Raw genomic sequence first — 25,978 nt, forward strand, 5'->3', positions numbered from 1 at the left:
GAGATAGGATGACAAGGATGAAAAAACTTCTCCTCGGCGCGGCCGCGGCCGCGCTATTGGCCGGTCCGGCTTTAGCGCAGACAGCCAACCAAACCGTCGCGGTAGGTGGAACCCAACCAAGCGTCTGCACGATGACGCTTGATTCAGCAACTGGTACCGGCTCCATGGCAGCCAGCGGCCTGACCTCCACGGTAACCTTCAACTCGGCCAATGCCGTCATAGCTGCCGGTCAGCTAACTGCGAGTTGGACCGGAATGTGCAACTATAACCACGCCTTTGGCCTGCGTTCTGCGAACGGCGGCATGGTCAATGCATCCGCCGTCAGCAATGCTCCAAGAAGCGGAAGCGGCACATTCGTGACCCGGCTCGGTTATACCGCCAACGCATCGTGGTCCACTCTCGACCTGAGTCTTGGTAACGAGCTGACGTTTCCCGATTCCAACCTTGCGGCCCCGGTTCCTGTCGTCGACACGGCCCGTACCTTCCAGTCGGCCCCTGTTGGCGGTGCCTCTCGGGGCCCCTTGGAGGTCATCCTTAATATTCCGGCCGGTACCCTGCCGGTAGTGGCCGGCGTCTATTCAGACTCCATGATCGTTCAACTTGGTGCGGCTATCTAGACACTTGGCCGGCGCTCCACCGGAGCGCCGGCCTTCTGGCCTGTTGTGGGGCAGGCTGGAGGCGGCCGATCCGGTCTCGGGAAGCTGTAGCTTCGTGAAGAAGATCGGTTTTGCCGCCCCGCCCATCTGGGCGGATGTGGGTCCGACGAGGCTGTCTCCCGGCCCGACTCACTGGTCTCCGGCGACAATCTGGACAGCCTCCTGATCGAGTTTCTACCGGGTGCGTGATGGCCCGTTCCGGGTCCGTATCCTTCAAAGAGAGTTGGTGGCGACAATGCATGTGTTCGGTCAAGAATTTGGGATGAGGGCGGGTTGGGCCGCTGCGGCTGCGGTCGCAATGACGGTCATGGCGGGCGCTGCCTGGGCTATGAGCGTGACGCCCGTGCTGATCGACCTCAAGCCCTCCGGCCGCATGGCCTCGGGCCAGATCCGCGTGGTCAACACTGGCCAAGCCCCGATGCCGACTGAGTTGAAAGCTCGTGCTGCCATCGTCGGCCCCGAGGGGACGGTGACCACCAGCGACGAGGGTATCGACGATCTGCTGATGTTCCCGCCTCAGGCATTGATCGCCCCGGGGGCGACCCAGGTGTTTCGGGTTCAGTGGGTCGGCGATCCGGATATCGCCAAAAGCAAGACGTTCATGGTCTCCGTCGCCCAGCAACCGGTCGCGTTGCCGGCCGGAACCTCTGGCATCCAGTTGCTCTACGAATTTCAGGTTGTGGTCAATGTTGCGCCCTTGACCGGTGAACCCAACCTGCAGGTGCTTGGAGCCGAGCTGATCACCGACGACCACGGCGTTCGACGTGCGGCCGTGACGGTATCAAATGACTCCAACGTTCACGGATATCTGTCGGGGACCAGTCTGCGGCTGGAACTGCGCGACGACCGGGGTGGGAGAGTCTGGAGCCAATCCTATTCCCCCGACGACCTGCGGGGGCGCGTAGGCATCGGACTGCTACAGCCCGGAGCGACCCGCCGCTTCGTGCTGCCTTTCGATCTGCCAACGGAGGGAACCAGCATCACGGCTGAGGTAAGTCGTGCAGGTCGTCGCTAGCACCTCTGTGTATTCGGGACTCAGTGCCAATACCGGGTCAACGGTCGAACCCGGACCGTGGACCCGGCCCGTGCCGCTAACGTTCCAGGAAAAGCGGGACCGGTTTCTTAGCCGCCATTTGGGCGGGCCGATGCTCCCCATCGAGGAGGCAATCGCCGCGACGCTGGCGGAGGCCGGAGCGGGTCCGTGGTTTGGGGCCGCAGAGGTGGTTGCGGTCCCCGGCCAACAGAGCGCCGCGTTTAATGCCCAACTGGCCTCGACGGTCGCGGTTTCGGCGCTGCTGCTCGCCATGACTCCAGCCGGGCTGGTGCTGGCCGATCCGAATTTTCGTGGAGCGATCGGCGATGCGCTGCGGATTCCTGCAGCGTTCCTTTCCGACCTGGCCGAGCCCATTTCCCAAGCCGTCCAGGCCATCGCCATCCCGCCCAGCCGGCCGACGGTCACAACCCCGCCCCCGAGCATTCTGGCGCCGCCTGATACCGGGCGCACCGATGTCGTCGAACGCCCGGGGCGGATTGAGATCACCATGCCGCTCAGGATCGGGACTGCTTATGTTGGAGAACTGACGGCGGGGATCGGTCCCGAGAATATGGTCGATCTCTCTCGCGACCGGCTGCTCGTCCTGTTGGAACCCCTGGCCAGTCGCGCCACTTTGGACAAGCTTCGGGCGATGGGGGAAACCCTGACGCTTGCGGATCTCCAGGCGCTGGGCCTCGGCGGCGTTTACGATCCGGCCCTGCTTGAAATCACGATCGACCTCCCTGTCAATGACCAGCAGCTTCGCACGATTGAGCTGTCATCCGAGCTCGAGGCACCGACTGGCCGGGTCGAGCGACCCGCAAGGTTTTCCGCCTGGCTGACCTGGCGAACGGCCCTGGATTATGTCCATGCGGGCGGTTCGACCGGTCTTGCCCGTCCTGTCTTCGATCTCACTGGTGCTGCCCGCGTTATGGGTGGGGTGGTCGTGGAGGTAGAGGCCTTCGTCGACACGTCGCTGGCGGCAGCCGACATGTTTCGTCGCCGAGCCACCCGGTTCGTTTATGATCAGCCCGAACGCGCGCGGCGGTGGGTGCTGGGCGATATCCGACCGGACGTTCGTGGCTTTCAGTCCTCGCCCGACATGGCCGGCCTGTCGGTGACGCGTTCCTTTGGGATGCTGGAGCCGGGCCGCAACATCCGTCCGCGTGGACAGGGCACCTTTTCCCTGAGCCAGCCCGGGTCAGTTCAGTTTTTCGTCAACGGCCGTCCGGTTCGTCAGATGGACCTCCAGCCCGGACGCTATGACGTCCGGAACTTTCCCTTCGCCGCGGGTCAGAACAATGTTCAGGTCGTGGTCGAAGACCCCACCGGCCGGCGCGAACTATTTTCGTACAACCGTTTCTTCGACCAGCAACTGCTCGAGCCGGGCCTTGCGGAATACAACCTCGCCGTGGGTATCGCAGCGCCGTTCGGGAACGGGCAGCAGGACTACCGGACCGACCAGTTCATCGCCACAGGTTATTACCGACGCGGCGTGACTGACAGCCTGACGTTGGGGATCAACGGCCAGGCCAATATGAACGGCGGAATGGTTGGCGCCGAGGCCCTGTGGTCGCCGGCTTTGGGCGTGGTCAGCGCCCAGGCGGCCGTTTCCAACTTTGACGGCAGGACCGGCTGGGCGGCGCAATTGAACTATCAGTGGCAGAGCCCGACCGAGGAAGGTCCGCGCCAGACCTTCGCCGCTTCGGTTGAGGCCGTGAGCCCCTATTTCGACTCGATCGGAAACGCGAATGAGTTTCCTACAATCGGTCCCGGGTCTGTGAACCCAAGGGCGGTCGATGTATCCCTTGCCTACAGCCGTCAGTTCGGCGACCGGACGGTCCTGAACGCGGACGCAGGTTATGTGGTCGGTCGTGAAGGCGGACAAAGCGGAGCCCGAGCGAGACTGGGCTTTTCACGCCGACTGGACCGGGTGTCAAACCTTTCAGTCGAAGCGCAGTATGACCAACTCGACCGCCGCGGCAACAACTATGGGGTCTTTCTCACCTATAGCCGGCGCCTGGGTGCCGGCCAGTTCTTCCGCGCTTCTCATGACGCGAATCAGGAGCGCTCCAGACTGTCGTACCAACGCAACCCATCACGGGGGTACGGAGGCTATTCCGTCGCCGCGGACGTTGAGCGAGCTCCTGGAGAAACTTCGCTCAATGGCTCGGTGTTCCGGACTTTCAATCGTCTCGAAACCAATCTTTCTCACAGAGCCACATTCGACGAGACAACCGGCGAGGTCAGCAATCAACGCACGTCGCTGAGACTGGCGGGTGCGGTGGCCTATGCCGACGGAGCCGTTGCTGTTGGGCGCCCGATCTATGACAGCTTCGCCATCGTCACCCGGCATTCGACCCTGCGCGGGGCCCAGGTGCTGGTCGATCCGACCCCCGACGGGGGCTCCCAGTCTCGCACAGATCGTCTTGGCCCGGCCCTCGTCTCGGAGGTGTCATCCTATTCGCGCCGTAACCTGCCGATCGAGGTCGAAGGTGCGGATCCCGGCTATGACCTCGGCTCGGGCTCATTTGATCTGCGGGCCCCCTACAGGGCCGGGTACCGCCTCGTGGTGGGTTCGGACTATTCAGTCTCGCTGATTGGTACCCTTCTCGACCGCGACTTGCAGCCCGTGGCTTTGCTGGCGGGGCGCGCCATCGACCTCAGCGATCCTGATCACGCGCCGATTGAGTTGTTCACCAACCGGGCGGGTCGTTTCTCCGCCCAGGGCCTGAGGCCCGGGCGCTGGCGCATCGAGTTGGGCGACGGACCGCTCGTCTACGAATTTGACGTGCCGGAAGGCGAGACCTTCATCCGCCTGGCGCAACCTCTCGCGCCGATAGGGTCAGGTCGATGAAACGTCCTTGCGAATATGTCCGCTGGCTGGCCGCGCTGATGTTTGTGGCATTGGTGTCGAGTCAGGCAACCAACGCCCGTGCGGAGGCGTGCTTTACTGTCTCTACAACTCCTGTATTCGTTATGTACAATCCTCTGTCGGCCACTGACAGCCTGACACAGTTTACCGTTACCGCAACGAACAACTGCCCTTCTGACACTCAAATAAGATTTGGTTTTGCCAAAGGTATGGTTGAGCTATCAGGCGCCAGTTCGGTACTTCCGGGTTACCCGCTAGGATTTGTTTCGACTGTTCATCGAAATTCTAGACCGGAAGTTGTAATAGATCTGAATACATCCGCGTCGGGGAGAACTGGGACTACTTTAACTCTAGCGAATGGCCAGAGTGCATCTCGAACTCACACGTTAACTATCGCAGCGCGTCAATCAATTGCTCCGGGAAGTGATATACCTTTCATCGTTTATGCCGCTAGCCCGGATGAGGTGATCAACCTGGAGCAAGTGGGGACGCTCAACGTCGTGAGCGGATTCATGATGACCGTCGCTGGTGCCGGGAGTAGCGGCCTGCTGGATTTCGGCGTGCTGGATGTGGATGAACCGGTTCAGAGCGTCAACATTCACGCCCAGGCGACCGGTGCCTATCGCGTCACCCTGGCATCCGAACAGAGCGGCGTGCTTCGCAACACTGCGGCCGGCGCCGGCAGCTATACCTTACCTTATGCCGTGACATTGGGAGGGGCGCTGATCAGCGAAACGACGCCCTATCAAGCCTCCACCACGAGCGGAACCATCCTCCTTGACCAGGGGACGGCGATCCTGCCGCTGATCATTGATCCCGACACGAGCGGCGTAGCCGGGCTCCGTGCTGGAATTTACAGGGATATTCTGACCCTGACGATCTCCGCCGAACCCTGAGGGCGCGGGCGTCAATGGGCGGGAAGTTGGTGCCCGGGTCCGCTCGTCGTCTTCAGACCGTGTCCGCCTCCAACCTGAACCGGATGGAGGTGATCGGCTGGGAACCGGGCCGGTAAGCGATGTTCCGAGTCAGGATTGCCGGTCCCTCCACCTCGGCCACCACCGTGCTGCCGTTCGGATCGAGAGCGATTTCGTCGCCGTTCAGGATCAATGCGCCGGGCGCGCCGGTCGGTGTATATTCTACAACTACCTGATAGCCGGTCCCCGAGTTACAGAACTCCCGCACCGAGCCGAGATTAATGATTCCGTCCGGCCGAAACGAGATCGCCGCCGTGTAGTCGGCTCGGCAAACCAGAGGAACATAACCGCCGAGCGTCAGTGACTGACTACCGTTGGCGGGGTCCGCTCCCGCGCTTGCGGGAATGCTGGCGACTACTAGCGCCAAGATCAGTCTTTTCATCAGGTGACCCTTTAGTATTCAGTAGGGAAACCTATCGTGGTGCGATTGAAACGGCGTGAATGAACCTGGGTAATAAAGAATAAATAGCCCGGCCATCTCCAGGAAGCCGATTGCATCCTTTACCCGGCAACCGGAGCAAAAGGTGTTGGATCACTGAGCTTGCGAGCCTGGAGCCTATGACCGGGTTCGACCCTTCTCGGAACCTCGGAAGGTCTGCTCACGGGTAGAAAGCCCGAGCGGCGACTTCGAGAGTAGGGCCGCAAGGTGGGCGCCAAGCGTGAGAATCAATCCACTAGGGCTCGGCCCAAAACAGGTCTCGCACCTGTTCCATGTAGGAGCCCCTCGGGAGGTGGACGTGGGGCCACAGCCCGATGCTCTCCCACAGGATAACCGTATGCCAAGTCTTCTCTCGGGAAGCGGTGACCTCACAGAGGCCGCTTCCCGAGAGGAACGCTCGACACGTCTCCCACATAGGGCGCTCCGATTGGAGCGCCCCTACGACGTAGAATGACTTGTTACCCTTGAACGTCCCCGGCCTGAAAACTGTCCAACCGCCGCCCTCCATCCGGGCTTTAGCTAGATGTGAGCTCTCAATAGGTTGTCCATCCGGTCCGGGCCGGGGAAGCTGGAGTTGCAGACTTCAGAGACTCCCCTGGAGGACCGAATGAACGTGCATGAGAATGCCCGGCTGACGGCGCATAGTCGAGCCGAGCTGGTGCGGCGGGTGCTGGATCAGGGCCAACCCCGCAGGGTCGTGGCGGCGGCCTTCGGCGTCGATCCCAAGACCGTCGGCAAGTGGGTGAACCGGTTCAGAGCCGAGGGCGCGGCGGGTCTGGCGGATCGTTCGTCGCGTCCGCACCGACTGCGAGCCCCGACCCCGCCCGAGGTCCAGGAGCGGATTATCGCCCTGCGCCGACAGCGGTTCACCGGCCAGCAGATCGCCCGCGACGCCAAGGTGTCGCCGGCCACCGTCAGCCGGATCCTGCGCCGCGTCCGTCTCAGCCGCATCCGCGACCTGGAACCGCCCGAGCCGGTCCGCCGCTACGAGCGCGACCATCCCGGGGACATGATCCACATCGACATCAAAAGGCTCGGCCGCTTCGACCAGCCCGGCCATCGCGTCACCGGCGATCGAACCGGACAGTCCAACGGGCGCGGCGTCGGCTGGGAGTTCGTTCACGTCTCGATCGACGACGCCTCGCGCATCGCCTTCAGCCAGATACTGCCCGACGAAAAGGCCGCCAGCGCCGTTCCCTTCCTGAGGGCGGCAATCGACTATTACGCCGGCCTCGGCGTGACCGTAACCCGGGTCATGACCGACAACGGCTCCTGCTACAAAGCCTTCGCCTTCCGCGACGCCTGCAAGGCTCTCGGCCTGCGGCACATCCGGACAAGGCCCTACACCAAGACCAACGGCAAGGCCGAGCGCTTCATCCAGACCGCCCTGCGGGAATGGGCTTACGCCCAGAAATACCAGAGCTCCGACCGACGCGCCGCCGAACTGCCGTTCTGGCTGCACCGATACAACTGGCATCGACCCCACGGCGGCATCAAACTACAAACGCCCATCAGCAGACTCGCCCTCAACGAGGACAACCTGTTGAGGCTCCACACCTAGCCTTCGCAGCTGCGTTTCGTTCGTTGGGCGGATCTCCACCTTGGGCGAGGATGACACGCGCCCCGAGGGCCGCGCGCCTAGCATCAACAAGCTTTACTGTTGGATAGCTACCAAGGCCCATTTCGCGACGCCTTCCCGAGCGCCTGAACCAGAATTGCCACGACCTTGTGCCAGTTGACTTCACGACAAGATACAGGTTCTCGCCGTCGCTGTGCTTCCCCGGTCTGGCGTGTTTGACCGCTAGGTCAGTCAGCTTTCCCATATCCAGACCCCACCGCAGACCCCACCCTCGAGGCCGCCTTTCATATAGATCAAGCTAGACGGTGGTGGACCCATAGAATGGGAAATGCCTTAGGCATCTGCTAGTTAGGAGAGGTCAAAAGACTACCGTGGACTCCTATGGACAGTAGGAAATCTACTACCCGCGGAGCCACTCTCTTCCCCACCACAGCGTCAGACCGAAAAAAAGCCCGACGCGAGCGCCGGGCTGAAGAAGTTCGGTGATGGTGGGTGTCCTCGAAGATGGAAGACATTCTTCCGTTGCCCTGAATTGGTTAATCGATCGTAAACCAGTCATCCCGCGTCCGGCAGCCAGGTCGTCTGCCGCCCGCCGGCCGGGCCGCTCCAGACCACGCGCCAGCCGGCGCCCGCGCGTTCGACCTGCGTCCCTGAGTCCACCCTCCCTGCCCCCTCGCCGGGCCAGATGAAGGCCCGTCCGCCGACGCGGATCTCATCCGGTCCCACGGATGGAGTCAGCACCAGGCTCCAGCGGCCTGAAGCGTCCGGCGTCACCCGACCGCTTTCGCCCCCGGCCTGAAGATCGATCGGCGCGCCCGCCGGCGCACTGCGGCCTGACACCAGCCGCATTCGGCCGTCGCTGTCGACTGCGCCCAGCGGCGGCGCGCGGTCCAGCCGCCGTGTCGCCCCGCCCGCACGCAGGATTGCTACGGGACCCCGGCCTCCCGCCACGATCAGCAACCATTCCGGAGCCGGGGCGGCGTCCTGACCCACCTGGGTCTCGGGACGCAGCAACAGGTCGCCGGCCGGAGCGGTCACGCGAATCTCGAACCGTCCCTGATCATCGGCCGCAGCGGCATGGGCCGGGCCGGAATCACTGCGCAGCACAACACGGGCGCCCGGCTCCGCCAGCCCCGAGAAGACCAGACCGCCCGGAATGCGCTGCACCGAACCAATCATCGGCGGGCGGGTCCATCCCCCCACCGCAGCCGGGACCCGGGCCTTCTCCGCCGTCGCAGGAGCCGGCGGAGAACAGGCGGCGTTCGCGACGCATATCAGGACCGCTATCGCCGCCTCGCCAAATATGGCCCGTTTCATCGCGTGCATCCGACCGCTAGGAGTATCGGTCCAGATAGCGCGCCGAGGCGGCCGCTGTCTCCCATCCGTTCCCGAGGCCCCATGTCTTCGCCTGTCGCCATCCAGCCCTTCGACGGACAGTCCGTCTGCCTGTTCTGCGGTTCGTCCGACCTGTCCGACCCGGCCTACACCGCCGCGGCCCGCGCCTTTGGCGAGCAGACGGCCAGGGCCGGTTGGCGACTGGTCTATGGCGGCGGCGGCGTCGGCCTGATGGGCGCGTCAGCCCGGGCCGCACATGAGGCCGGCGGCCGGGTGCTGGGCGTCATGCCCGGCTTCCTGCGCAGTCGTGAACGGCTGTTCGACGAGGTCGAGACCCTGATCGTGCCGTCGATGCACGATCGCAAGACGATCATGTACGACCAGTCCGACGCATTCGTGGTCGCCCCGGGTGGCGTCGGCACGCTGGAAGAGGTCATCGAGGTTCTGTCCTGGAAGCGGCTCGACCTCCACTCAAAGCCCGTCATCTTCCTGAATCTGAACGGCTTCTGGGAGCCGCTTCTGGCCGTCATGGAGCACAGCATCGCTGAGGGCATGACTCCCGCCAGCTTCCGCGAGGCCTGGGTTGTCTGTGACACAGTGGAGGCTGCGATCGCGGCCATGCAGGGGGCGGCGGACATGCCGCACTTGCAACATGATCGCCGATAAGTAATCAATGGTCAGTCAGTCGGCGTTCGTAGGTTTCTTTTAGATACGCACCTTGACGGTTGCGTAAGAAAACGGACATTGGCGGCGCGGGACGGATGACCGTCCCGCCAATCCGGAGACCTCCCCATGCGTGCTCTGCTCATTGCCGCGGCCCTGTTCGCCGCCGCCCCCGCCTTCGCCCAGGAGCCGGCCCCAGCCACCAGCGCCGTCCTCGCCGACGCCGCCCGCGCCCCGGCCGTCGCCACCATCATCGACGGCGCTTCCTGGCGCTGCGAAGGCGCCTCCTGCACCGCCAGCGGCGGCTCCAACCAGCCGGCCACCCGCGCCTGCCGCCGCGTCGTCGCCCGCTTCGGCCCGGTGTCGTCGTTCAGCTACAAGGGCGTCGTCCTGTCGGCCGAACAGATCGCGGCCTGCAACGCATAGGCCTTGTCGGATCGAGAAGGCGGAGCCTTCTGACCACGGCCCAACATCAAGCCGCGTCGGGTCGAGGAGGCGGAGCCTCCTGACCGCGGCCCGAATGAAACGAGCCTGAGGGCGGCCTGGGCCGACCTCAGGCCGTCTCGCCGCTCAGCCGTTTGACGATGCGCTCGCGACCGATCATCGGCGCGAGCGTCGCCATGTCGGGGCCGTGCGCCTGACCGGTGATCATCATCCGCAGCGGCATGAACAGGGCCTTGCCCTTGGCCCCGGTAGCCTCCTTCACGGCCGCCGTCCACACGGGCCACAGCGTCTCATCAATGACCTCGGGCAAGGCCGCCAGGGCCGCTGCCGCAAAGGCCGTGTCCTCGATCACGGGCGTGACCGGCCCGCGCACGATCGCCGCCATTTCAACGATATCTCCGAACTTCTGAAGGTTGCCTCGCACCCCGTTCCAGAAGGCTTCACCCAGATCGGCGTCCAGTTTCGCCAGCCGCGGCCGGGCCGTCGTATAGTCCATCCCGTGCAGCGACTGGGCGTTCAGCCGGTCCAGATCGGCCGTGTCGTAGCGCGCCGGCGACCGGCCCATCTTCGAAAAAGCGAAGCCGGCGCCGAGGGCGTCGATCGAGGTCCCGACTTCCAGCGGGTCTGAAGTCCCGATCCGGCCCAGATGGCTGGTGATGGCGATCGGCTCATAGCCCTGCTCGCGCATCTCGGCGATCGACAGCGAGCCCAGCCGCTTGGACAGGGCCTGGCCGTCGGCGCCGATCAGCAGCGGCATATGGGCGAACCCGGGCACGGTCGCGCCCAGGGCTTCGAAAATCTCGATTTGCGCCCCGGTGTTGGTGACGTGGTCCTCGCCGCGGATGACGTGGGTGATCGCCATGTCGATATCGTCCACGACCGATGGCAGGGTGTACAGGAACAGGCCGTCCTCGCGGATCAGCACCGGGTCTGACATTGAGGTCGTGTCCACCTCGGCCTGCCCCCGCGACAGGTCCTCCCAGGCCACGCGGCGGCCATCCAGCTTGAAACGCCAGTGCGGCCGACGGCCCTCGGCCTCATAGGCCGCCTTCTCCGCCTCCGTCAGTTCCAGCGCGGCCCGGTCATAGATCGGCGGCAGACCGCGCGACAGTTGCACCTTGCGGCGGCGGTCCAGCTCTTCCGAGGTGTCGTAGCAGGCGTACAGCCGGCCCGCGGCCTTCAGCCGGGCGGCGGCCTCCTCATAGCGGTCGAACCGCTTCGACTGGTTGTAGCGCTCGTCCCAGACCAGACCCAGCCAGGTCAGGTCGTCTTCGATCCCCTGTTCGAACTCGGGTGTGGACCGCGCCAGATCGGTGTCGTCGATGCGCAGCACGAACCTGCCGCCCTGTCCTTTGGCGAACATCCAGTTGACCAGGGCGGTGCGGACATTGCCGACGTGCAGCTTACCCGTCGGCGACGGGGCGAAACGGACCTTGACGGACATGAGGAGACCTTGAAACGCGAGGCGCGTAGGTCGCGCTCCGCACCCCTCAAGTCAAGGCGTCGCCGCCGGATCAGTCGTCGCGGTGGACCCGTTCACGGCGCTCGTGCCGTTCCTGGGCCTCGACCGACAGCGTCGCCGTGGGTCGGGCCTCCAGCCGTCCGAGGCTGATCGGCTCGCCGGTCTCCTCGCAATAGCCGTAGGAGCCGTCCTCGATGCGGCGCAGCGCTTCGTCGATCTTGGAGATCAGCTTGCGCTGCCGGTCGCGGGTGCGCAGCTCAAGCGCACGGTCGGATTCCGAAGACGCCCGGTCGACCAGATCCGGATGATTTTCCGTCTCGGCCTTCAGGTTGACGACAGTCCCCTTGGACTCGCGAAGGATGTCATCCTTCCAGTCCGTCAGCTTGCCCTTGAAATAGGCCAGCTGCCGCTCATTCATGAACGGCTCGTCGTCGGACGGCCTGTACGCGGCCGGCTCGACGATCACAGACGCCAATGCGGTCATAATCGCACTCACGGTCTTTATCAGCGCCCCCCTGTGGCGCAGCCCTGCCTATAGGGATGGCGAAGAGTCGCGGCAACAACACTCGCGCGAGCGTGACCCGTGAAGCTGAGAGTCCGTTCGCGACCGTGACATTTCTTCATCACCCGGCGCTCGCCGATCCCGCTTTTTCAAGGGATTTCGGAGACTTATGCTGCACTGCGGCGTAAATCCGCCTTGGCCAGCTCCACCGCGGCGCGCAGATCGATCTGGTCGAGCAGGTTGTTCAGTCCCGCGTCAGCGTCAACCGGACGTTCTTCGCGCAGTGTCCGCGTCAGCCGGTCCAGTGCGCCGTCGCCCGCCTCGCCCATCAGCAGGGCCAGTTTCAGCTCCTCCAGCCGGTCCAGCAGGCCGCCGCCGCGCCGGATCGCCCGCCGCCGCCGTTCGGTGACGTCGTCGACCCCCTGCAACGCCATCAGGGCCGAGACATCGGTCAACGCGGACGGCGCGGAGGCCGGAGTAGTGACGCCCGCGCTGGCGGCCGAGCCGGCGAACGACACCGAAAAGCCGCCGCTGGCGCGTGCGGCGCGGGACCCCTGGGCCGAGGACGGTCCGGACGGGCCTGTAACCTTCATGGCATGCGACTCCAGCACATGCCGGACCATTATCGCCGCCGCGTCACCGCTTGGTTAACGGCCCGGCAGTTTCTGCCGTGATCGCCCGACCTGGAACCCACCCAATCACTGTTTTTGCTACACTTTTCCCTTGGCACGTCGCTGGCATGACACGGGACGCAACAGTTCGTGGACGCCCCGCCTATGCAGAAACTGCTCGCTTCCCTCCTGACCGCCGCCGCCCTGGCCGGATTCGCGTCTCCGGCCCTGGCCCAGTCACGGATCAAGGACATCGCCGCGGTCGAGGGCGTCCGTTCCAACCAGCTGGTCGGCTACGGCCTCGTAGTCGGGCTGAACGGCACCGGCGACAGCCTGCGCAACTGCCCCTTCACCCGCCAGTCGCTGGAAGGCATGACCGAACGGCTGGGCGTCAACATCCGCGGCGCCAACGCCAACTCCAAGAATATGGCCGCCATCATGGTGACGGCCGAACTGCCGCCGTTCGCCACGCCCGGCGCTCGAATCGACGTCAGCGTGGCTTCAATGTGCGACGCCAAGAGCCTGCTCGGAGGCACCCTGCTGGTGACCAGCCTCCAGGGCGCCGACGGTCAGGTCTATGCGGTCGCCCAGGGCTCGATCCAGACCGGCGCGGTCTCGGGCGGCGGCTCCTCCGGCTCCTCCGTCACCCGCGGCGTCCCCACCGCCGGCCGCATCGCCTCGGGCGCCACGGTCGAGCGTGAGACCGGCTTCCACCTCGCCAATATGACCGAGGTGCGGCTGACCCTGCGCAATCCCGACTTCACCACGGCCCAGCGCATGGCCGCCGTGATCAACCAGATCTATCCGAACTCCGCCCTGGCGGAGAACGGCACGGTCGTCGCCCTGCGCGCGCCCGGCCAGATGGGCATGGCCGGCTTCATCAGCCGGGTCGAGAACCTCGAGGTCATGGTCGACTCCCCGGCCCGCGTCATCATCGACGAGGTCAATGGCGTGATCGTCATGGGCGACGCGGTCCGCGTCTCCACCGTCGCCATCGCCCAGGGCAATCTGACCATCTCGGTGCAGGAGACGCCCCTGGTCAGCCAGCCCGAACCCTTCAGCCGCGGCGGCGAGACTGTCGTGGTGCCCCAGTCTGATGTGTCAGTCGAGGAGGAGCTGGGCCGCCAGATGCGGATCGTCGGCGGCGGCGCCTCCCTGTCCACCCTGGTCAACGGCCTCAACGCCCTCGGCGTCAGCCCGCGCGACATGATCAGCATCCTGCAGGCCATCAAGGCCGCCGGCGCCCTCCAGGCCGAAATCGAGGTGATGTGATGAGCGACCCGATCGTCTCCCCCGCCACCCTGCCCCCGGCCACGGCGCCGGCCGTCGTCACCGCCCGCATGCGCGAGACGGCCGAGGCGTTCGAGGCATCTTTCCTGTCGCAGATGCTCAAGCCGATGTTCGAAGGCCTTTCGACCGAGGCCCCCTTCGGCGGCGGCGAGGCCGAGGGCACGTGGCGCGGCTTTCTGGTTGACGCCATGGCCAAACAGGCCGTCCGCGGCGGCGGCATCGGCCTGGCCGACCAGGTCGTCGCCCAGATGCTGAAGATGCAGGAGCAGGGTCAATGACCGACGCCGCCACGCTGAACGCCACCGCCCGGGTCCGCCAACTGATCGACCTGACCACCCGCCTGACCTCCCGGCTGAGCGAGGAGTCAAAGGTCTTTGAATCACACCGTCCCCAGGACGCCGCCGCCGCCCTTGCCGGGACCCAGGATCTCGCCAACACCTACCGCCGCGAGTCAGCCCAGTTGAAGGCCAATCCCGCCTCGGTCGCCGCGGCTTCCGTCGCCGACAAGACCGCCCTGATCCGCGCCACCGAGGCCTTTGAGGCCGTGCTGTCGCGCCACTCCCGCGCCGTCGAGGCCGCGCGCATCGTATCGGAGGGTCTGGTCAGAACCATCGCCGCCGAGGTCGCCGGCCAGCGCGGCAGCCCCACGGCCTACGGCGCCTCGGGCAAGGCCAACGCCGGCGACGGCCGCGCCGTGGCCTTCAACCGCCAGGCCTGAGCCGGACACAGCTTCGCCGTCGGACGAGTTCGGCGTTTGATTGGGTGGAGGAGCGGCCTAGCCGCGCGGCGTGGTGTCGCGACGGGCGCGAACGCGGACCCGTTTGGGCCGCGGAAGGCTGAGGGCGAAGACGAGCGCCATCAGCGTGGCGGAAAGGCCGAAGCCGATTTCCAGTGCGCTGATCATCATCGTCGAACTCCAGTGATACTCACTCGAAGACCTCAAGATGCAGAGGAAGCGCCCACGGTGCAAGCCCTTTCAGGCCAACCTCCGTGGCGGGCGAGCGCCTTCGCGGGGTATCCCGGAATGGCGAAGAGCCTCCCGAGCCCCTAGATTCCAGGCATGCAGCCCGCCTCCGAAACCGAGTCCCCCGCCAGTCGTCGTGAGGCGATCGTCGAACAGATCCGCGCCGAAACCGGCATCGACGAACCCATGATCGCCCGTCTCGTCGACGCCTTTTACGACCGCGTCCGCGCCGATCCACTGCTCGGCCCCGTCTTCGCCGACCGGATCAAGGACTGGGGTCCGCATCTCGAGCAGATGCGCCTGTTCTGGTCATCCGTGGCCCTGATGAGCGGCGCCTATCACGGACGGCCGATGCCGAAACACCTGCCCCTGCCCGTCGACGCCCGCCATTTCGACCGCTGGCTGGAGCTGTTCGAGGCCACGGCCGCCGAAATCTGCCCGTCCGCCGCCGCCGCTCACTTCATTGAGCGCGCGCGCCGCATCGCGGAGAGCCTCGAACTGGGCATCGCCGGCGCCAACGGCGTGCTGCTGCGCAAGGGCGAGCGGTACCTGCGGCCGACAGAGCCGGCAACGCCGCCGATCTGACGCCGGACCCTGCTGACATTTGCTGTCAGCAGGCTTGATCCCCGCCGCCATGTTCTCACATTGTTCTTGCTGAATTCCGCGAATTGATCCCCATATAGCGGCGTCGCGCCGGACCCTCCCCGGCCCTGTCGCGTTCCCGGACTCCCCAGCCTTCAGGCCTCATGATCGAAAAGCACAACTTCATCCGCGTGCGCGGCGCCCGCGAGCACAATCTCAAGGGCGTCGATCTCGACATCCCGCGCGAGAAGCTCGTCGTCATGACCGGCCTTTCGGGTTCGGGCAAAAGCTCGCTCGCCTTCGACACCATCTACGCCGAGGGCCAGCGCCGCTATGTCGAGAGCCTCAGCGCCTACGCCCGCCAGTTCCTTGAACTGATGGGCAAGCCCGACGTGGACCTGATCGAGGGCCTGTCGCCGGCCATCTCGATCGAACAGAAGACCACCTCGAAGAACCCGCGCTCGACCGTCGGCACGGTGACCGAGATCCACGACTATATGCGTCTGCTGTGGGCGCGCGTGGGCGTGCCCTATTCGCCGGCCACCGGCCTGCCGATCGAGAGCCAGACCATCTCGATGATGGTCGACAAGCTGAACGCCCTGCCCGAGGGCGAGCGCATCCTGTTGCTGGCCCCCGTCGTGCGCGGCCGCAAGGGCGAATACCGCAAGGAGATGGCCGAGTGGCAGCGCTCGGGCTTCCAGCGGCTGAAGATCGACGGCGAATTCTACGCCATCGAGGACGCCCCGACGCTCGACAAGAAATTCAAGCACGACATCGACATCGTCGTGGACCGCATCGTCACCAAGGCAGGTCTCGAAAGCCGCTACGCCGACAGTCTGCAGACCGCGCTCGGCCTCGCCGACGGCATCGCCGTGGCCGAGTGGGCCAATGTCGCGGACGGCGAGACCGCGCCGCGCCGCCTGACCTTCTCCGAGAAATTCGCCTGCCCGGTCTCCGGCTTCACCATCTCCGAGATCGAGCCGCGGCTGTTCTCGTTCAACAATCCGTTCGGCGCCTGCCCGACCTGCGACGGCCTCGGGAACAAGCTGGCCTTCGACGCCGATCTGGTCATCCCCGACCGCGACAAACATCTGCACAAAGGGGCCGTGGCCCCGTGGTCGCGCGGCCCCTCGCCCCTCTATACCCAGACCCTGCAGTCGCTTAGCCGCCACTACGGCTTCTCGATGGATGTGCCGTGGCGCGACCTGCCGGAACAGGCCCAGACCGTGATCCTGCGCGGCACCGGGTCCGAGAAGATCAAATTCACCTATGACGACAACGCCCGTAAGTACGAGGTCTCCAAGGCCTTCGAGGGCGTGCTGCCGAACCTCGAACGCCGCTGGCGCGAGACCGACTCGTCCTGGGTGCGTGAGGAGCTGGGCCGGTTCCAGTCCGAGACCCCGTGCGAAGTCTGCCTGGGCAAACGCCTCAAGCCTGAGGCCCTCGCGGTCAAGGTCGCGGCCACCGACATCGCCGAGGTGTCCTGGCTGTCTATCAAACACGCCCACGAGTGGTTCACCGCCCTGAACGCCCAGCTGACCGACAAACAGCTGGAGATCGGCCGCCGCATCCTGAAGGAGATCACCGACCGGCTGCGCTTCCTCAACAATGTCGGCCTCGACTATCTCAGCCTGTCGCGCGCCTCGGGCACCCTGTCCGGCGGCGAGAGCCAGCGCATCCGTCTGGCCTCCCAGATCGGCTCGGGCCTGACCGGCGTGCTCTATGTGCTGGATGAGCCGTCCATCGGCCTGCACCAGCGCGACAACTCCCGCTTGCTGGAAAGCCTGCGCGGCCTGCGCGACCTCGGCAACTCCGTCCTTGTCGTCGAGCATGACGAGGAGGCGATCCTGACCGCCGACCATGTCATCGACATGGGCCCGGCCGCCGGCATCCACGGCGGCGAGGTCTGCGCCCAGGGCACGCCGGCCGAGGTCATGGCCAATCCCAACTCCCTGACCGCCAAATACCTGACCGGCGAACGCGAGATCGAACTGCCCGCCGAGGGCCGCCGCCCCATTGATCGCAAGAAGATGCTGAGGATCAGCGGCGCCACCGGCAACAATCTGAAGAACGTCACCGGCGAGATTCCCGGCGGCGTCTTCACCTGCATCACCGGCGTGTCCGGCGGCGGCAAGTCGACCTTCACCATTGAGACCCTCTACAAGGCCGCCGCGCGCCGGCTGCACAACGCCTCGGATGCCCCGGCCCCCTTCGACCGCATCGAGGGGCTGGAGCTGTTCGACAAGGTCATCGACATTGACCAGTCGCCCATCGGCCGCACCCCGCGCTCCAACCCGGCCACCTACACCGGCGCCTTCGGCCCGATCCGCGACTGGTATGCGGGTCTGCCTGAGTCCAAGGCCCGCGGCTACGGCCCCGGCCGCTTCAGCTTCAACGTCAAGGGCGGCCGCTGCGAAGCCTGCCAGGGCGACGGCCTGATCAAGATCGAGATGCATTTCCTGCCCGACGTCTACGTCACCTGCGACGTCTGCAAGGGCAAACGCTACAACCGCGAGACCATGGAGATCGTCTTCAAAGGCAAGTCGATCAGCGACGTGCTCGACATGACGGTCGAGGAGGCGGGCGGGTTCTTCAAGGCCGTGCCCTCGATCCGCGACAAGATGCTGACCCTGAACCGCGTCGGCCTCGGCTACGTCAAGGTCGGCCAGTCGGCGACCACCCTGTCAGGCGGCGAGGCACAGCGGGTCAAACTGTCCAAGGAGCTGTCGAAACGCGCCACGGGCAAGACCCTCTACATCCTCGACGAGCCGACCACAGGGCTGCATTTCGAGGACATCCGCAAACTGCTCGAGGTGCTGCAGGAGCTGGTCGACAACGGCAACACCATCGTCGTCATCGAGCACAATCTCGATGTCATCAAGGTCGCCGACTGGCTGCTTGATTTCGGTCCCGAGGGCGGCGACGGCGGCGGCGAGATCGTCGCGGTCGGCACCCCCGAACAGGTCGCCGCCAATCCGAAGAGCTGGACCGGCAAATACCTCAGGGACATCCTCGACCGCCACGAGACCCGCCGCAAGGCGCGGGTCGCGGCGCTCCGAAAGAGCGCCTGACCCCTCAGGCCGTGACCGGCGCCGCTTCCACGCCGTGGTCCCGGGTCCGGCCGCGCAGGATCAGCACGACCGTGCCCGTCAGCAGCACCGCGGTGGTGGCCAGACTGGCCTCCGGTCCGAAGGCTCCGCCCGTCAGCCACCATGCCGCGCCCGGAGCCGCCGTCAGGTCGGTGATCAGGGGCAGGCTGTCGATCTTCATCCCGGACACCTCCAGCCCGAAACCGAGGCCCAGCAGCCAGTTCCACGCCGCATGCCAGCCGCACACGCCCCACAGCGAGCCTTCGCGCACGGCGTAGAGACTGATGAACAGGCCGAACAGAACGATGTTGGCCAGGCCGACGTACAGCTCGTTCGACGGCTCGATATTCCCCGCATGCGCCAGGGCGAACAGGGCCGAGTTGGCGACGACGGCGATCCAGATCCCGTGGCGCGACGCGATCAACTGCATCAACCAGCCACGGAACAGCAGTTCCTCCGACGAGCCCTGGATGATGAAACCCAGCATCAGCGCGCCGATGGGCAGCAGGGCCGCGCCGACGGCGGCCGAGCCGAACGCCCCGGCGCCCTCGACCACATAGCCGCCCGCGGCCCAGATCACGCCGACCACGACCGTCAGGAAGGCCAGACCCAGCAGATACCCGCGGACGAACCGCAGCGGCCCCTTCGCATTGAGGCCCAGCGTCTCCGGCCCGCGCCGCTCGAACAGCCATACCCAGAGCAGGAGCAGAACCGAGCCCAGACCGAAGGCCGCGCCGAGCTCATAGACCAGCTGCGGCCAGCCGTCCGACCCCCCGCCAGGGGTGATGAAGCCTGCCGCAATGGCCGGAAAATACGCCCCCAACTGGCCGCCGAGCATGAAGACCAGTCCGAGAACGATCGCCGCGATCGTCCAGGTCCGCCGATGCCGTCGCTTGCGCTCGGCGTACAGTTCAATGCCGGTCATGCGGCGCTCCTTGTGAGGGTTCTGCGGACAGGAGTCCGTCCGGGCATGAGGCGACGACGGCGACGAATGGATGCGCCCGGCACAGGATTTGGTTCGGGACGGCTCACGGGCGGAGGCCGGCTTGGCCCCCTGCCCGCCATACTGACTAGTCGGACGCGCCGCCCTTCATGTCGCGGTAGGCCGCGGAGAACGGCGCATAGAGAACCGCGACCTGCAACGCCGACATGACCGCGTTGATCAGGATCCAGCCGGCGATCGCCGGCCAGGCCGACTGGAGGATGACCTGAAGGCTTTCGTCTTCCAGGCCCTTCAGCGCCGCTATGCCTCCCCCGGTCGCCAGTTGCAGCGGCATGGCCACCAGCGAGCCCAGCAGGCCGACGACGATGCTCATCACCCAGGCCAGCAACGCCATGCCCAGCAGGGGCCAGAAGCGACCCCTGGTGAAGCCGAAGGAGTCGAAAATGGCGATCCGCCGTTCGGCCATGGTGATCGGAATCGCGAGGCTCAGCCGCACGGACAGCCAGATGAACGCGCAGATCGCGGCCAGGATCAGCAGCACTACCAGCAACCACAGGGCCGGCATTTCCGCCGCCACGGTCATCCCGATCACCGCGCCGATGATCCCGCTTGTTACGACCATCAGCACCATGAAGACGATGAACAGAACCACCGACACGGCCAGCACCCGGACCTCGTCCATTCCGAGCCGCAGATAGCCGAAGGCGCTCTCGCCGGGTCGCAACACCGAGCGTGAGACGGCGGCGTAGATCATGGCGCTGGCGATCAGGCTGAGCGGCAACAGGACAGCGAACAGGAGGCCCATCATCTGGAATATGGGCGCGAAGTCTTCCAGCGACGGGGTCGAACCGGACTGTTCAAGCTGTTCGGTCGCCGTGACGAAACCGATCAGGTTCGGGCCCAGCAAGGCGAAGGCCCCGACCATGATCAGCCCATAGAACAGGGCCCAGAAGATCAGCGTCATGGGGCGCCGGCGCACAACCCTGAACCCCTCGAACGCCGCGTCTGTCGCTGAAAATGCCATCGAATCCTCCCGCCCGACTATCGGGCCAGTCTAGTTGATCCCGTCCGCTGTGCGAACGGCTCGTGTCAGTGAGCGTCTTCCGCCGCCGGCGCAGCCTGGGCGGACAACTGCCGGCAGGCCGAGGCGAAGGGCGCAATGCCCAAGGTGAGCAGAAATCCATAGAGTGCCGAAATGATCAGGGCGGCGACAGTGATCCACGGCCAGTTGGCGAGGAACAGCGCCTGCAACCCTGCAATCGGATTGTCCTCGATCGACGCATGGATCTGGGACCAGTCCATCCCCCCGGCCGTAATCGCCATGACCGCCATCCCGATGCCGAAAACGATCACTTCCGCGACCACGATGATCAGCAGGATCAGCAGCATCATGCCGAACAGCGCGCCGGTCCGGCCCCGGCCCAACTTCCAGCCCTCCTCGAAGGCGAAGGTCTTGTTGAGGACGCTGGCCGGCGCCATCAGGCTCACCCGCGCAGCACCCAGCCAGATCGCCAGAAACAGGCCGATACACATGGCCACAATGATCATCCAGTTGAACGGCTCGCCCAGCCCCCAGACCGCGAAACCGATGCCCACGCCCAGCAGGATCAGGATCAACGCCAGCAGGTAGAAGCCGACGACGATGGCGACGCCGACGACCGCGACCCTCAACTCGTCCATCCCCAGCCGCAGGGAGAAGAAGGACGTCTCGCGGGGCCGCACGACCGCCCGCATGACCGCCGTATAGACGATCACGGTCAGCACCAGCTGCAACAGGTTTAGCAGGGACGAAACCCCCTGCATCTGCATCATGTCGCCCATCATCGCGTCATGGATTTGCTCGTGGTCGGCGCCGGCCGCCGCGATGGAGGTGAACACCTCGCCCATCATCGGCAGGATCAGCGCCACGCTGGCCACCGAGGGCGCCACCATCAGCAGCCCCCAGACAAACACCGCAAGCGGTCGCCGCCGCATGAGGCTGAACGCCTCGCCGATCGCCGTCCCGATTGAAAATCCCGCCATTTCAGCCTCCCCAAGCCCAAGGCCAAGCTAGCCCCTTTCCTTCGCCCCCGCTAGAAGCCGCCTATGACGGACATCCTGAAGCCCATCCACGTCGTCGGCGGCGGCCTCGCCGGCTCGGAAGCCACCTGGCAAATCGCTTCGGCCGGCGTGCCCGTGGTCCTGCACGAGATGCGCGGCGTACCCGGCGTCACGACCGACGCCCACCACACGGACGGGCTGGCCGAGCTGGTCTGCTCCAACTCCTTCCGCTCCGACGACTGGGAGCACAACGCCGTCGGCCTGCTGCACGCCGAGATGCGGGCGCTCGACTCCATCATCATGAGTTGCGGCGACGCCCATCAGGTGCCCGCCGGCGGCGCCCTGGCCGTCGACCGCGACGGCTTTTCGCAGGCGGTCACGGCGAAGCTGGAAGCCCACCCCCTCGTCACCATCGTGCGCGAAGAGATCGCCGGCCTGCCGCCGGAGGAGTGGGACAATGTCATCGTCGCCACCGGCCCCCTGACCTCGCCCGCCCTCGCCGCCGCCATCCTCGACCTGACCGGCGAGGACGCGCTCAGCTTCTTCGACGCCATCGCCCCCATCGTCCACGCCGAGACGATCGATTTCGACATCGCCTGGCGTCAGTCGCGCTACGACAAGGAGGGCCCGGGCGGAGACGCCGCCGCCTACGTCAACTGTCCCATGAACAAGGAACAGTACGAGGCCTTCATCGACGCCCTGCTGAACGGCCCCAAGGCGGAATTCAAGGCGTGGGAGAATGTCCCCTATTTCGACGGCTGCCTGCCCATCGAGGTTATGGCCGAGCGCGGTCGCGAAACCCTGCGCCACGGCCCCATGAAGCCCGTCGGCCTGACCAACCCCCGCGACCCCCAGGTCAAGGCCCATGCCATCGTCCAGCTGCGTCAGGACAACGCGCTGGGCACATTGTTCAACATGGTCGGCTTCCAGACCAAGCTGAAGCACGGGGCCCAGGCCGAGGTCTTCCGCATGATCCCCGGCCTGCACGAAGCCCGGTTCGCCCGCCTCGGCGGCCTGCACCGCAACACCTTCCTCAACAGCCCCAAACTGCTGGACCGTCAGCTGCGCCTGAAGGCCATGCCGCGGCTGCGCTTCGCCGGTCAGGTCACCGGCGTCGAGGGCTATGTCGAGAGCGCCGCCATGGGCCTGCTGACCGGCCGCCTCGCCGCCGCCGAACGGCTGGGGCGCCCGCTGGAAGCCCCGCCCGTTCACACCGCCATGGGGGCGCTGGTCGAACACATCACCGGCGGCCACCTCGACGGCCCCGGCGGCATCTCCAAATTCCAGCCCATGAACATCAACTACGGCCTGCTTCCGCCGCTTGAGGCGCCCAAGGTCGACGAAGCCGGCGTCAAAATCCCGCTCAAGGAACGCGGCCGGGCGAAGAAGCGGCTGATGAGCGTGCGGGCGATCGAGGCGCTGAAGGCGTGGCGGGACGCGACGTGATCCTGGAGCCCGCCAAGGTTCTCATCCGCCGCCGGATCACCGCGCTGTTCAACGACGCCGCAAAGGGCGAGCGGCCGATCCTGCGCCGGGCCGACGCCCTGTTCGCGACCGACTCCGTGGCCTGGCGGGTCAATGGCGACATCGTCACCATGATGATCGGCGGCGTCTCGGGCCTGCTGCTGCAGATGCTGCATCCGGCGGTGCTGGCCGGGGTCTGGGACCATTCAGACTTCCGCTCCGACATGCACGGACGGCTGCGTCGCACGGCCAAATTCATCGCCGTCACCACCTATGACCACGCCGAATACGGGATCGCCGCCATCGACCGGGTTCGGGGTATTCACGACCGGATCGGCGGGTTCCTGCCCGACGGAACGCCCTATCAGGCCGGCGACCCGACCCTGCTGGCCTGGGTCCATGTCACCGAGGCGATCAGCTTCCTCAACGCCTGGATTCGCTACGCCGAGCCCGGCATGTCGGCCACCGATCAGGATAATTATTTCGCCGGGATGGCGCTGGTCGCCGAGCGGCTCGGGGCCGACCCGGTTCCCCGCGACAGGGCCTCAGCGGAAGCCCTGATCCAGTCGATGCGCTCGACCCTGCGCGCCGACGCCCGCACCCGCGAGGTGGCCCAACTGGTGCTGAACCAGTCGGTCGGCGCTGCGCTGACTGACGCCGCCTCGGCTGTGATCATGCAGGCAGGTGTCGACCTCCTGCCCGACTGGGCCGGGACGATGCACGGCCTGAAGACGCCGCCGGCGCACGTGGTCCGCGCCGGCGCTCATGCCCTGGCCCGCACCCTCGGCTGGGCCTATGCCGGCTCGCCGAACCATGAGGTCTGGCCCGCCGAAGTAACGGTCTGGCCGCGCGACTGAAGGTCAGTCTGGCGTCGTGACGTCCATCCACTGGGCCGTGTCGGTGTACTGCTGGAACCGGGTGACCTTGCCGTCCGAGACTGTGAAAACATGGGCGAACTGGGCGTCCAGCGCCTCGCCCGTCGCCCGGTTGGCCCCGGTATAGCGGCCCATGGTCACCACCCGGTCACCGCTGACCAGATAGGTGACCGGCGTCACCACAAACCCCTCGTACTCGGCCCCGATCCGGGCGAACAGGCCCTCGAACACCGCGCCGGGACCATTGTAGGGATTGCGGTCGGCATAGGGGCCGCTCTCGGCCTCGATCCAGACCAGATCGGCGGCGAGCAGGCCGGCGATGGTGGCCCCGTCCCCGGCCCCGAAGGCCCGGTAGAGGCTCTCAACCACAGCCCGGTTGGCGGCGTCGCTCGCCGCATCGGCCACCATGACCGCCCGCGGCGGCTCCGCTGCTGACACAGGCGCGGCCATGGCGCCGATCGCCGCCAGGGCGATGATGGAGACAAGACGATTGTTCATGGGACTCCCCAGACGAGCTGTTCACGGATCACAGTTCGCTAGACCGCATCCGGTCTCCCGGCAATGCCTGCTTGCGCCCATCCGGTCGAGCCTCAGCCCGTGACGTCGCAGGATTCCCGGTCCGCACTGCTCAGTTGCAGGGCGCGCTCGGCCAGGAGGTAGTCCGTGAAATACTCGGGTGTGGGTCCTGTCAGCTCATAGACAACGCTGCATACCTGTCCGCTGACCCCGATGAATTGGGTTTGGATCAGCACCCGATCACCCACCCGGGCCAGCTCACGCTTGATCACCATCTCCCCGTCCCCCGTCTTCCCGGGAACAGATACGCGGCACGAAGCGAAGAGTTGCAGCGGACAGGTTGCGCCGTCCGTCTGTCAGGCTTGGATTCGCCCGCGGAGGATCGCCCAGACCAGACGCAAACGCTTCATCGGCTCGGGCGCGTCGGGCCGGACCAGGGCGGCATGGGCGACGGCGGGAAACGCCTCCGACGGCAACGCCCGCAGGCCGGCATCGGCGGACCGTCGCGCATCCCTCGCCGCCCCGGCCTGCCCGGTCTGCGCCAGTCCGCGCACCCGACCGGCCGCAATGACAGCCTCGTCAAAACCCGGCCCGGCCAGCACCCGGACCGCCGCCTGCATCGGCCCGACATAGAAGGCATCCAGATCGTGCGGTTCGCCATGCACCCGGCCGATATGGGCCTCGATCAGGGCGTCGAACGGCGCGCGGTCCAGCGCGTGGCGGGCCGCGACATCGGTCAGGGCCTCCAGCACCGGATGACCCATGCGCGCCACACCGGCGAACACCCCGTCCATCTGCTCGCGCCACCAGACGTAGCGCATCTCGGCCAGCAGCGGCTGGGTCACCCGCGCCGGAATGGCCATCAACTCGGCCTCGAAGGCGTAGAGCGCGATCAGGTCCGCCCGCAGCCGCTCGTCGACCACGAACCGGCTGGACAGCCACCTGTCGATATCGGCGGCGCGAACCTGGGCGTCGAGGGTTTCGCCAAACGGAACGGAGAAGGAATCAGCCAAACAGCGTCTGGTACATCGCCATCGAGGTCAGCATGGGCAGCGACAGCAGCAGGTTGGTGCGGCTGCCCAGCATGGCGATCCGGGCTGACTTCGCCTTCACATCATCCTCGGCCGGGACGATGCCCAGGGCCCGCTTCTGGTTCGGCCAGATGATGCCCCAGACGTTGAGGAACATGATGATGGCCAGCCAGATGCCGATCCCCATCAGGGTGTAGCCCTTCTGGTCCTCGGTCAGTCCCTGGACCAGGCCGAAGCTCAGGACTTCGGCGGAATAGGCATGGCCGCGCGCCAGCATGACGCCCAACCCCGCCAGCACCGTCACCAGCGCCGACCAGCGGAACCAGAACAGGGCCTCGGGCGCAATGTGCTTGCCGACTGCCGGTTTCAGCTCGGCGGGGATGTTGGGCATGACCCGGATCTGGACGAAGTTGAAATAGTACAGCAGGCCGATCCACAGGATGCCGGCCACGACGTGCACCCAGCGCAACGTCGCCTGCCAGAAGGCCTCACCAAAACCGCCCGACACCTGGCCGAAAGCGAGGATCATCACCCCCGCCAGCGCGATGCTCAGCAGGATGGTGGTGCGAAAGTTCGACAGCAGCTTGCCCATGGTCCGCCCCTCCCCGGGC

General features: G+C 65.9%; 28 protein-coding genes. 14 read left to right on the plus strand and 14 right to left on the minus strand.

The genetic code is table 11. The features are described from left to right. Positions 1–17: 17 nt before the first annotated feature. The 4 genes from ACTIEW_RS13300 (at position 18) to ACTIEW_RS13315 (ending at position 5,460) form a co-directional block, all read left to right on the plus strand. On the plus strand, positions 18–617 hold the full coding sequence (locus tag ACTIEW_RS13300; protein WP_439478383.1) for a hypothetical protein: 600 nt from the start codon (positions 18–20) through the stop codon (positions 615–617). Between the two features lie 382 nt (positions 618–999). After that, complete coding sequence (locus tag ACTIEW_RS13305) at positions 1,000–1,671, plus strand: molecular chaperone (RefSeq protein ID WP_439478384.1); 672 nt, start codon at positions 1,000–1,002, stop codon at positions 1,669–1,671. A gap of 130 nt (positions 1,672–1,801) precedes the next feature. Beyond that, positions 1,802–4,546 carry a fimbria/pilus outer membrane usher protein gene (locus ACTIEW_RS13310; protein ID WP_439478385.1) on the plus strand — a complete coding sequence of 915 codons (2,745 nt, stop codon included), beginning with the start codon at positions 1,802–1,804 and terminating at the stop codon, positions 4,544–4,546. Between the two features lie 482 nt (positions 4,547–5,028). Continuing rightward, positions 5,029–5,460: a hypothetical protein gene (locus ACTIEW_RS13315; protein WP_439478386.1), complete on the plus strand. Its 432-nt coding sequence runs from the start codon at positions 5,029–5,031 to the stop codon at positions 5,458–5,460. 52 nt (positions 5,461–5,512) lie between these two features. Here the strand turns inward: ACTIEW_RS13315 and ACTIEW_RS13320 are convergent, their stop codons facing one another. Continuing rightward, a complete protein-coding gene (locus tag ACTIEW_RS13320) occupies positions 5,513–5,920 on the minus strand; it encodes a hypothetical protein (protein ID WP_439478387.1) in 408 nt (135 codons plus the stop codon). Between the two features lie 664 nt (positions 5,921–6,584). On the opposite strand from ACTIEW_RS13320, the gene ACTIEW_RS13325 reads away from it, so the two are divergent. Then, the gene (locus ACTIEW_RS13325) at positions 6,585–7,538 is read left to right on the plus strand and encodes an IS481 family transposase (protein ID WP_439478388.1); all 954 of its coding nucleotides are present in this window, start codon (positions 6,585–6,587) and stop codon (positions 7,536–7,538) included. Here the strand turns inward: ACTIEW_RS13325 and ACTIEW_RS13330 are convergent. Continuing rightward, the gene (locus tag ACTIEW_RS13330; RefSeq protein ID WP_439478389.1) at positions 7,504–7,800 is read right to left on the minus strand and encodes an Arm DNA-binding domain-containing protein; all 297 of its coding nucleotides are present in this window, start codon (positions 7,798–7,800) and stop codon (positions 7,504–7,506) included. The two genes, ACTIEW_RS13325 and ACTIEW_RS13330, sit on opposite strands and share 35 nt — an antisense overlap. Before the next feature lie 311 nt (positions 7,801–8,111). After that, the gene (locus ACTIEW_RS13335; RefSeq protein ID WP_439478390.1) at positions 8,112–8,723 is read right to left on the minus strand and encodes a hypothetical protein; all 612 of its coding nucleotides are present in this window, start codon (positions 8,721–8,723) and stop codon (positions 8,112–8,114) included. Between the two features lie 231 nt (positions 8,724–8,954). On the opposite strand from ACTIEW_RS13335, the gene ACTIEW_RS13340 reads away from it, so the two are divergent. Next, positions 8,955–9,557, plus strand: coding sequence for a TIGR00730 family Rossman fold protein (locus tag ACTIEW_RS13340; protein WP_439478391.1), 603 nt, complete (start codon positions 8,955–8,957; stop codon positions 9,555–9,557). Between the two features lie 126 nt (positions 9,558–9,683). Next, a complete protein-coding gene (locus ACTIEW_RS13345) occupies positions 9,684–9,980 on the plus strand; it encodes a CC_3452 family protein (protein WP_439478392.1) in 297 nt (98 codons plus the stop codon). A 127-nt stretch (positions 9,981–10,107) separates the two neighbouring features. Here ACTIEW_RS13345 and gltX read toward each other — a convergent pair whose 3' ends face one another. The 3 genes from gltX to ACTIEW_RS13360 all read right to left on the minus strand — a co-directional run bounded on the left by gltX (position 10,108) and on the right by ACTIEW_RS13360 (position 12,555). Beyond that, positions 10,108–11,442: a glutamate--tRNA ligase gene (gene gltX, locus ACTIEW_RS13350; protein ID WP_439478393.1), complete on the minus strand. Its 1,335-nt coding sequence runs from the start codon at positions 11,440–11,442 to the stop codon at positions 10,108–10,110. A 70-nt stretch (positions 11,443–11,512) separates the two neighbouring features. Next, positions 11,513–11,944 (minus strand): RNA polymerase-binding protein DksA, encoded by a 432-nt coding sequence (gene dksA / locus ACTIEW_RS13355; RefSeq protein WP_439478394.1) that lies wholly within the window; start codon positions 11,942–11,944, stop codon positions 11,513–11,515. A gap of 185 nt (positions 11,945–12,129) precedes the next feature. After that, complete coding sequence (locus tag ACTIEW_RS13360; protein WP_439478395.1) at positions 12,130–12,555, minus strand: flagellar assembly protein FliX; 426 nt, start codon at positions 12,553–12,555, stop codon at positions 12,130–12,132. Between the two features lie 183 nt (positions 12,556–12,738). Here ACTIEW_RS13360 and ACTIEW_RS13365 point away from each other — a divergent pair, with 183 nt between their 5' ends. Genes ACTIEW_RS13365 through ACTIEW_RS13375 form a run of 3 tightly spaced genes read left to right on the plus strand, consistent with a single transcriptional unit; the run spans position 12,739 to position 14,581 of the window. Next, on the plus strand, positions 12,739–13,845 hold the full coding sequence (locus ACTIEW_RS13365) for a flagellar basal body P-ring protein FlgI (protein WP_439478396.1): 1,107 nt from the start codon (positions 12,739–12,741) through the stop codon (positions 13,843–13,845). Then, entirely contained in the window at positions 13,845–14,141 is a 297-nt protein-coding gene (locus tag ACTIEW_RS13370; RefSeq protein ID WP_439478397.1) for a rod-binding protein, read from the plus strand. The genes ACTIEW_RS13365 and ACTIEW_RS13370 overlap by 1 nt, the downstream gene beginning before the upstream one ends. Continuing rightward, positions 14,138–14,581 carry a flagellar basal-body protein FlbY gene (locus ACTIEW_RS13375; RefSeq protein ID WP_439478398.1) on the plus strand — a complete coding sequence of 148 codons (444 nt, stop codon included), beginning with the start codon at positions 14,138–14,140 and terminating at the stop codon, positions 14,579–14,581. The genes ACTIEW_RS13370 and ACTIEW_RS13375 overlap by 4 nt, the downstream gene beginning before the upstream one ends. A gap of 57 nt (positions 14,582–14,638) precedes the next feature. Here the strand turns inward: ACTIEW_RS13375 and ACTIEW_RS13380 are convergent, their stop codons facing one another. Continuing rightward, positions 14,639–14,770 (minus strand): hypothetical protein, encoded by a 132-nt coding sequence (locus ACTIEW_RS13380; RefSeq protein WP_439478399.1) that lies wholly within the window; start codon positions 14,768–14,770, stop codon positions 14,639–14,641. A gap of 153 nt (positions 14,771–14,923) precedes the next feature. On the opposite strand from ACTIEW_RS13380, the gene ACTIEW_RS13385 reads away from it, so the two are divergent. Both ACTIEW_RS13385 and uvrA read left to right on the plus strand, forming a co-directional pair. Then, positions 14,924–15,412 carry a group III truncated hemoglobin gene (locus tag ACTIEW_RS13385; RefSeq protein WP_439478400.1) on the plus strand — a complete coding sequence of 163 codons (489 nt, stop codon included), beginning with the start codon at positions 14,924–14,926 and terminating at the stop codon, positions 15,410–15,412. Positions 15,413–15,573: 161 nt separating this feature from the next. Further along, a complete protein-coding gene (gene uvrA / locus ACTIEW_RS13390; protein ID WP_439478401.1) occupies positions 15,574–18,480 on the plus strand; it encodes an excinuclease ABC subunit UvrA in 2,907 nt (968 codons plus the stop codon). A 4-nt stretch (positions 18,481–18,484) separates the two neighbouring features. Here the strand turns inward: uvrA and ACTIEW_RS13395 are convergent, their stop codons facing one another. The 3 genes from ACTIEW_RS13395 to ACTIEW_RS13405 form a co-directional block, all read right to left on the minus strand. Continuing rightward, positions 18,485–19,423: a lysostaphin resistance A-like protein gene (locus ACTIEW_RS13395; RefSeq protein ID WP_439478402.1), complete on the minus strand. Its 939-nt coding sequence runs from the start codon at positions 19,421–19,423 to the stop codon at positions 18,485–18,487. A gap of 145 nt (positions 19,424–19,568) precedes the next feature. Further along, complete coding sequence (locus ACTIEW_RS13400) at positions 19,569–20,465, minus strand: hypothetical protein (protein ID WP_439478403.1); 897 nt, start codon at positions 20,463–20,465, stop codon at positions 19,569–19,571. 65 nt (positions 20,466–20,530) lie between these two features. Then, positions 20,531–21,463 carry a hypothetical protein gene (locus tag ACTIEW_RS13405; RefSeq protein WP_439478404.1) on the minus strand — a complete coding sequence of 311 codons (933 nt, stop codon included), beginning with the start codon at positions 21,461–21,463 and terminating at the stop codon, positions 20,531–20,533. A gap of 63 nt (positions 21,464–21,526) precedes the next feature. On the opposite strand from ACTIEW_RS13405, the gene trmFO reads away from it, so the two are divergent. Then, positions 21,527–22,927: a methylenetetrahydrofolate--tRNA-(uracil(54)-C(5))-methyltransferase (FADH(2)-oxidizing) TrmFO gene (gene trmFO / locus ACTIEW_RS13410; protein ID WP_439478405.1), complete on the plus strand. Its 1,401-nt coding sequence runs from the start codon at positions 21,527–21,529 to the stop codon at positions 22,925–22,927. After that, a complete protein-coding gene (locus ACTIEW_RS13415) occupies positions 22,909–23,802 on the plus strand; it encodes an oxygenase MpaB family protein (RefSeq protein WP_439478406.1) in 894 nt (297 codons plus the stop codon). The genes trmFO and ACTIEW_RS13415 overlap by 19 nt, the downstream gene beginning before the upstream one ends. 3 nt (positions 23,803–23,805) lie before the next feature. Here the strand turns inward: ACTIEW_RS13415 and ACTIEW_RS13420 are convergent, their stop codons facing one another. From ACTIEW_RS13420 to ACTIEW_RS13435, 4 genes are all read right to left on the minus strand, one after another. Then, a complete protein-coding gene (locus ACTIEW_RS13420) occupies positions 23,806–24,318 on the minus strand; it encodes a nuclear transport factor 2 family protein (protein WP_439478407.1) in 513 nt (170 codons plus the stop codon). A 92-nt stretch (positions 24,319–24,410) separates the two neighbouring features. Continuing rightward, complete coding sequence (locus ACTIEW_RS13425) at positions 24,411–24,611, minus strand: hypothetical protein (RefSeq protein ID WP_439478408.1); 201 nt, start codon at positions 24,609–24,611, stop codon at positions 24,411–24,413. Between the two features lie 81 nt (positions 24,612–24,692). Then, on the minus strand, positions 24,693–25,349 hold the full coding sequence (locus ACTIEW_RS13430) for a squalene/phytoene synthase family protein (protein WP_439478409.1): 657 nt from the start codon (positions 25,347–25,349) through the stop codon (positions 24,693–24,695). Then, positions 25,342–25,959 carry a hypothetical protein gene (locus tag ACTIEW_RS13435; RefSeq protein ID WP_439478410.1) on the minus strand — a complete coding sequence of 206 codons (618 nt, stop codon included), beginning with the start codon at positions 25,957–25,959 and terminating at the stop codon, positions 25,342–25,344. Before ACTIEW_RS13435 ends, ACTIEW_RS13430 begins: the two co-directional genes overlap by 8 nt. Positions 25,960–25,978: the final 19 nt, after the last annotated feature.

The organism is Brevundimonas sp., from assembly GCF_051860745.1.
GTDB lineage: Bacteria > Pseudomonadota > Alphaproteobacteria > Caulobacterales > Caulobacteraceae > Brevundimonas.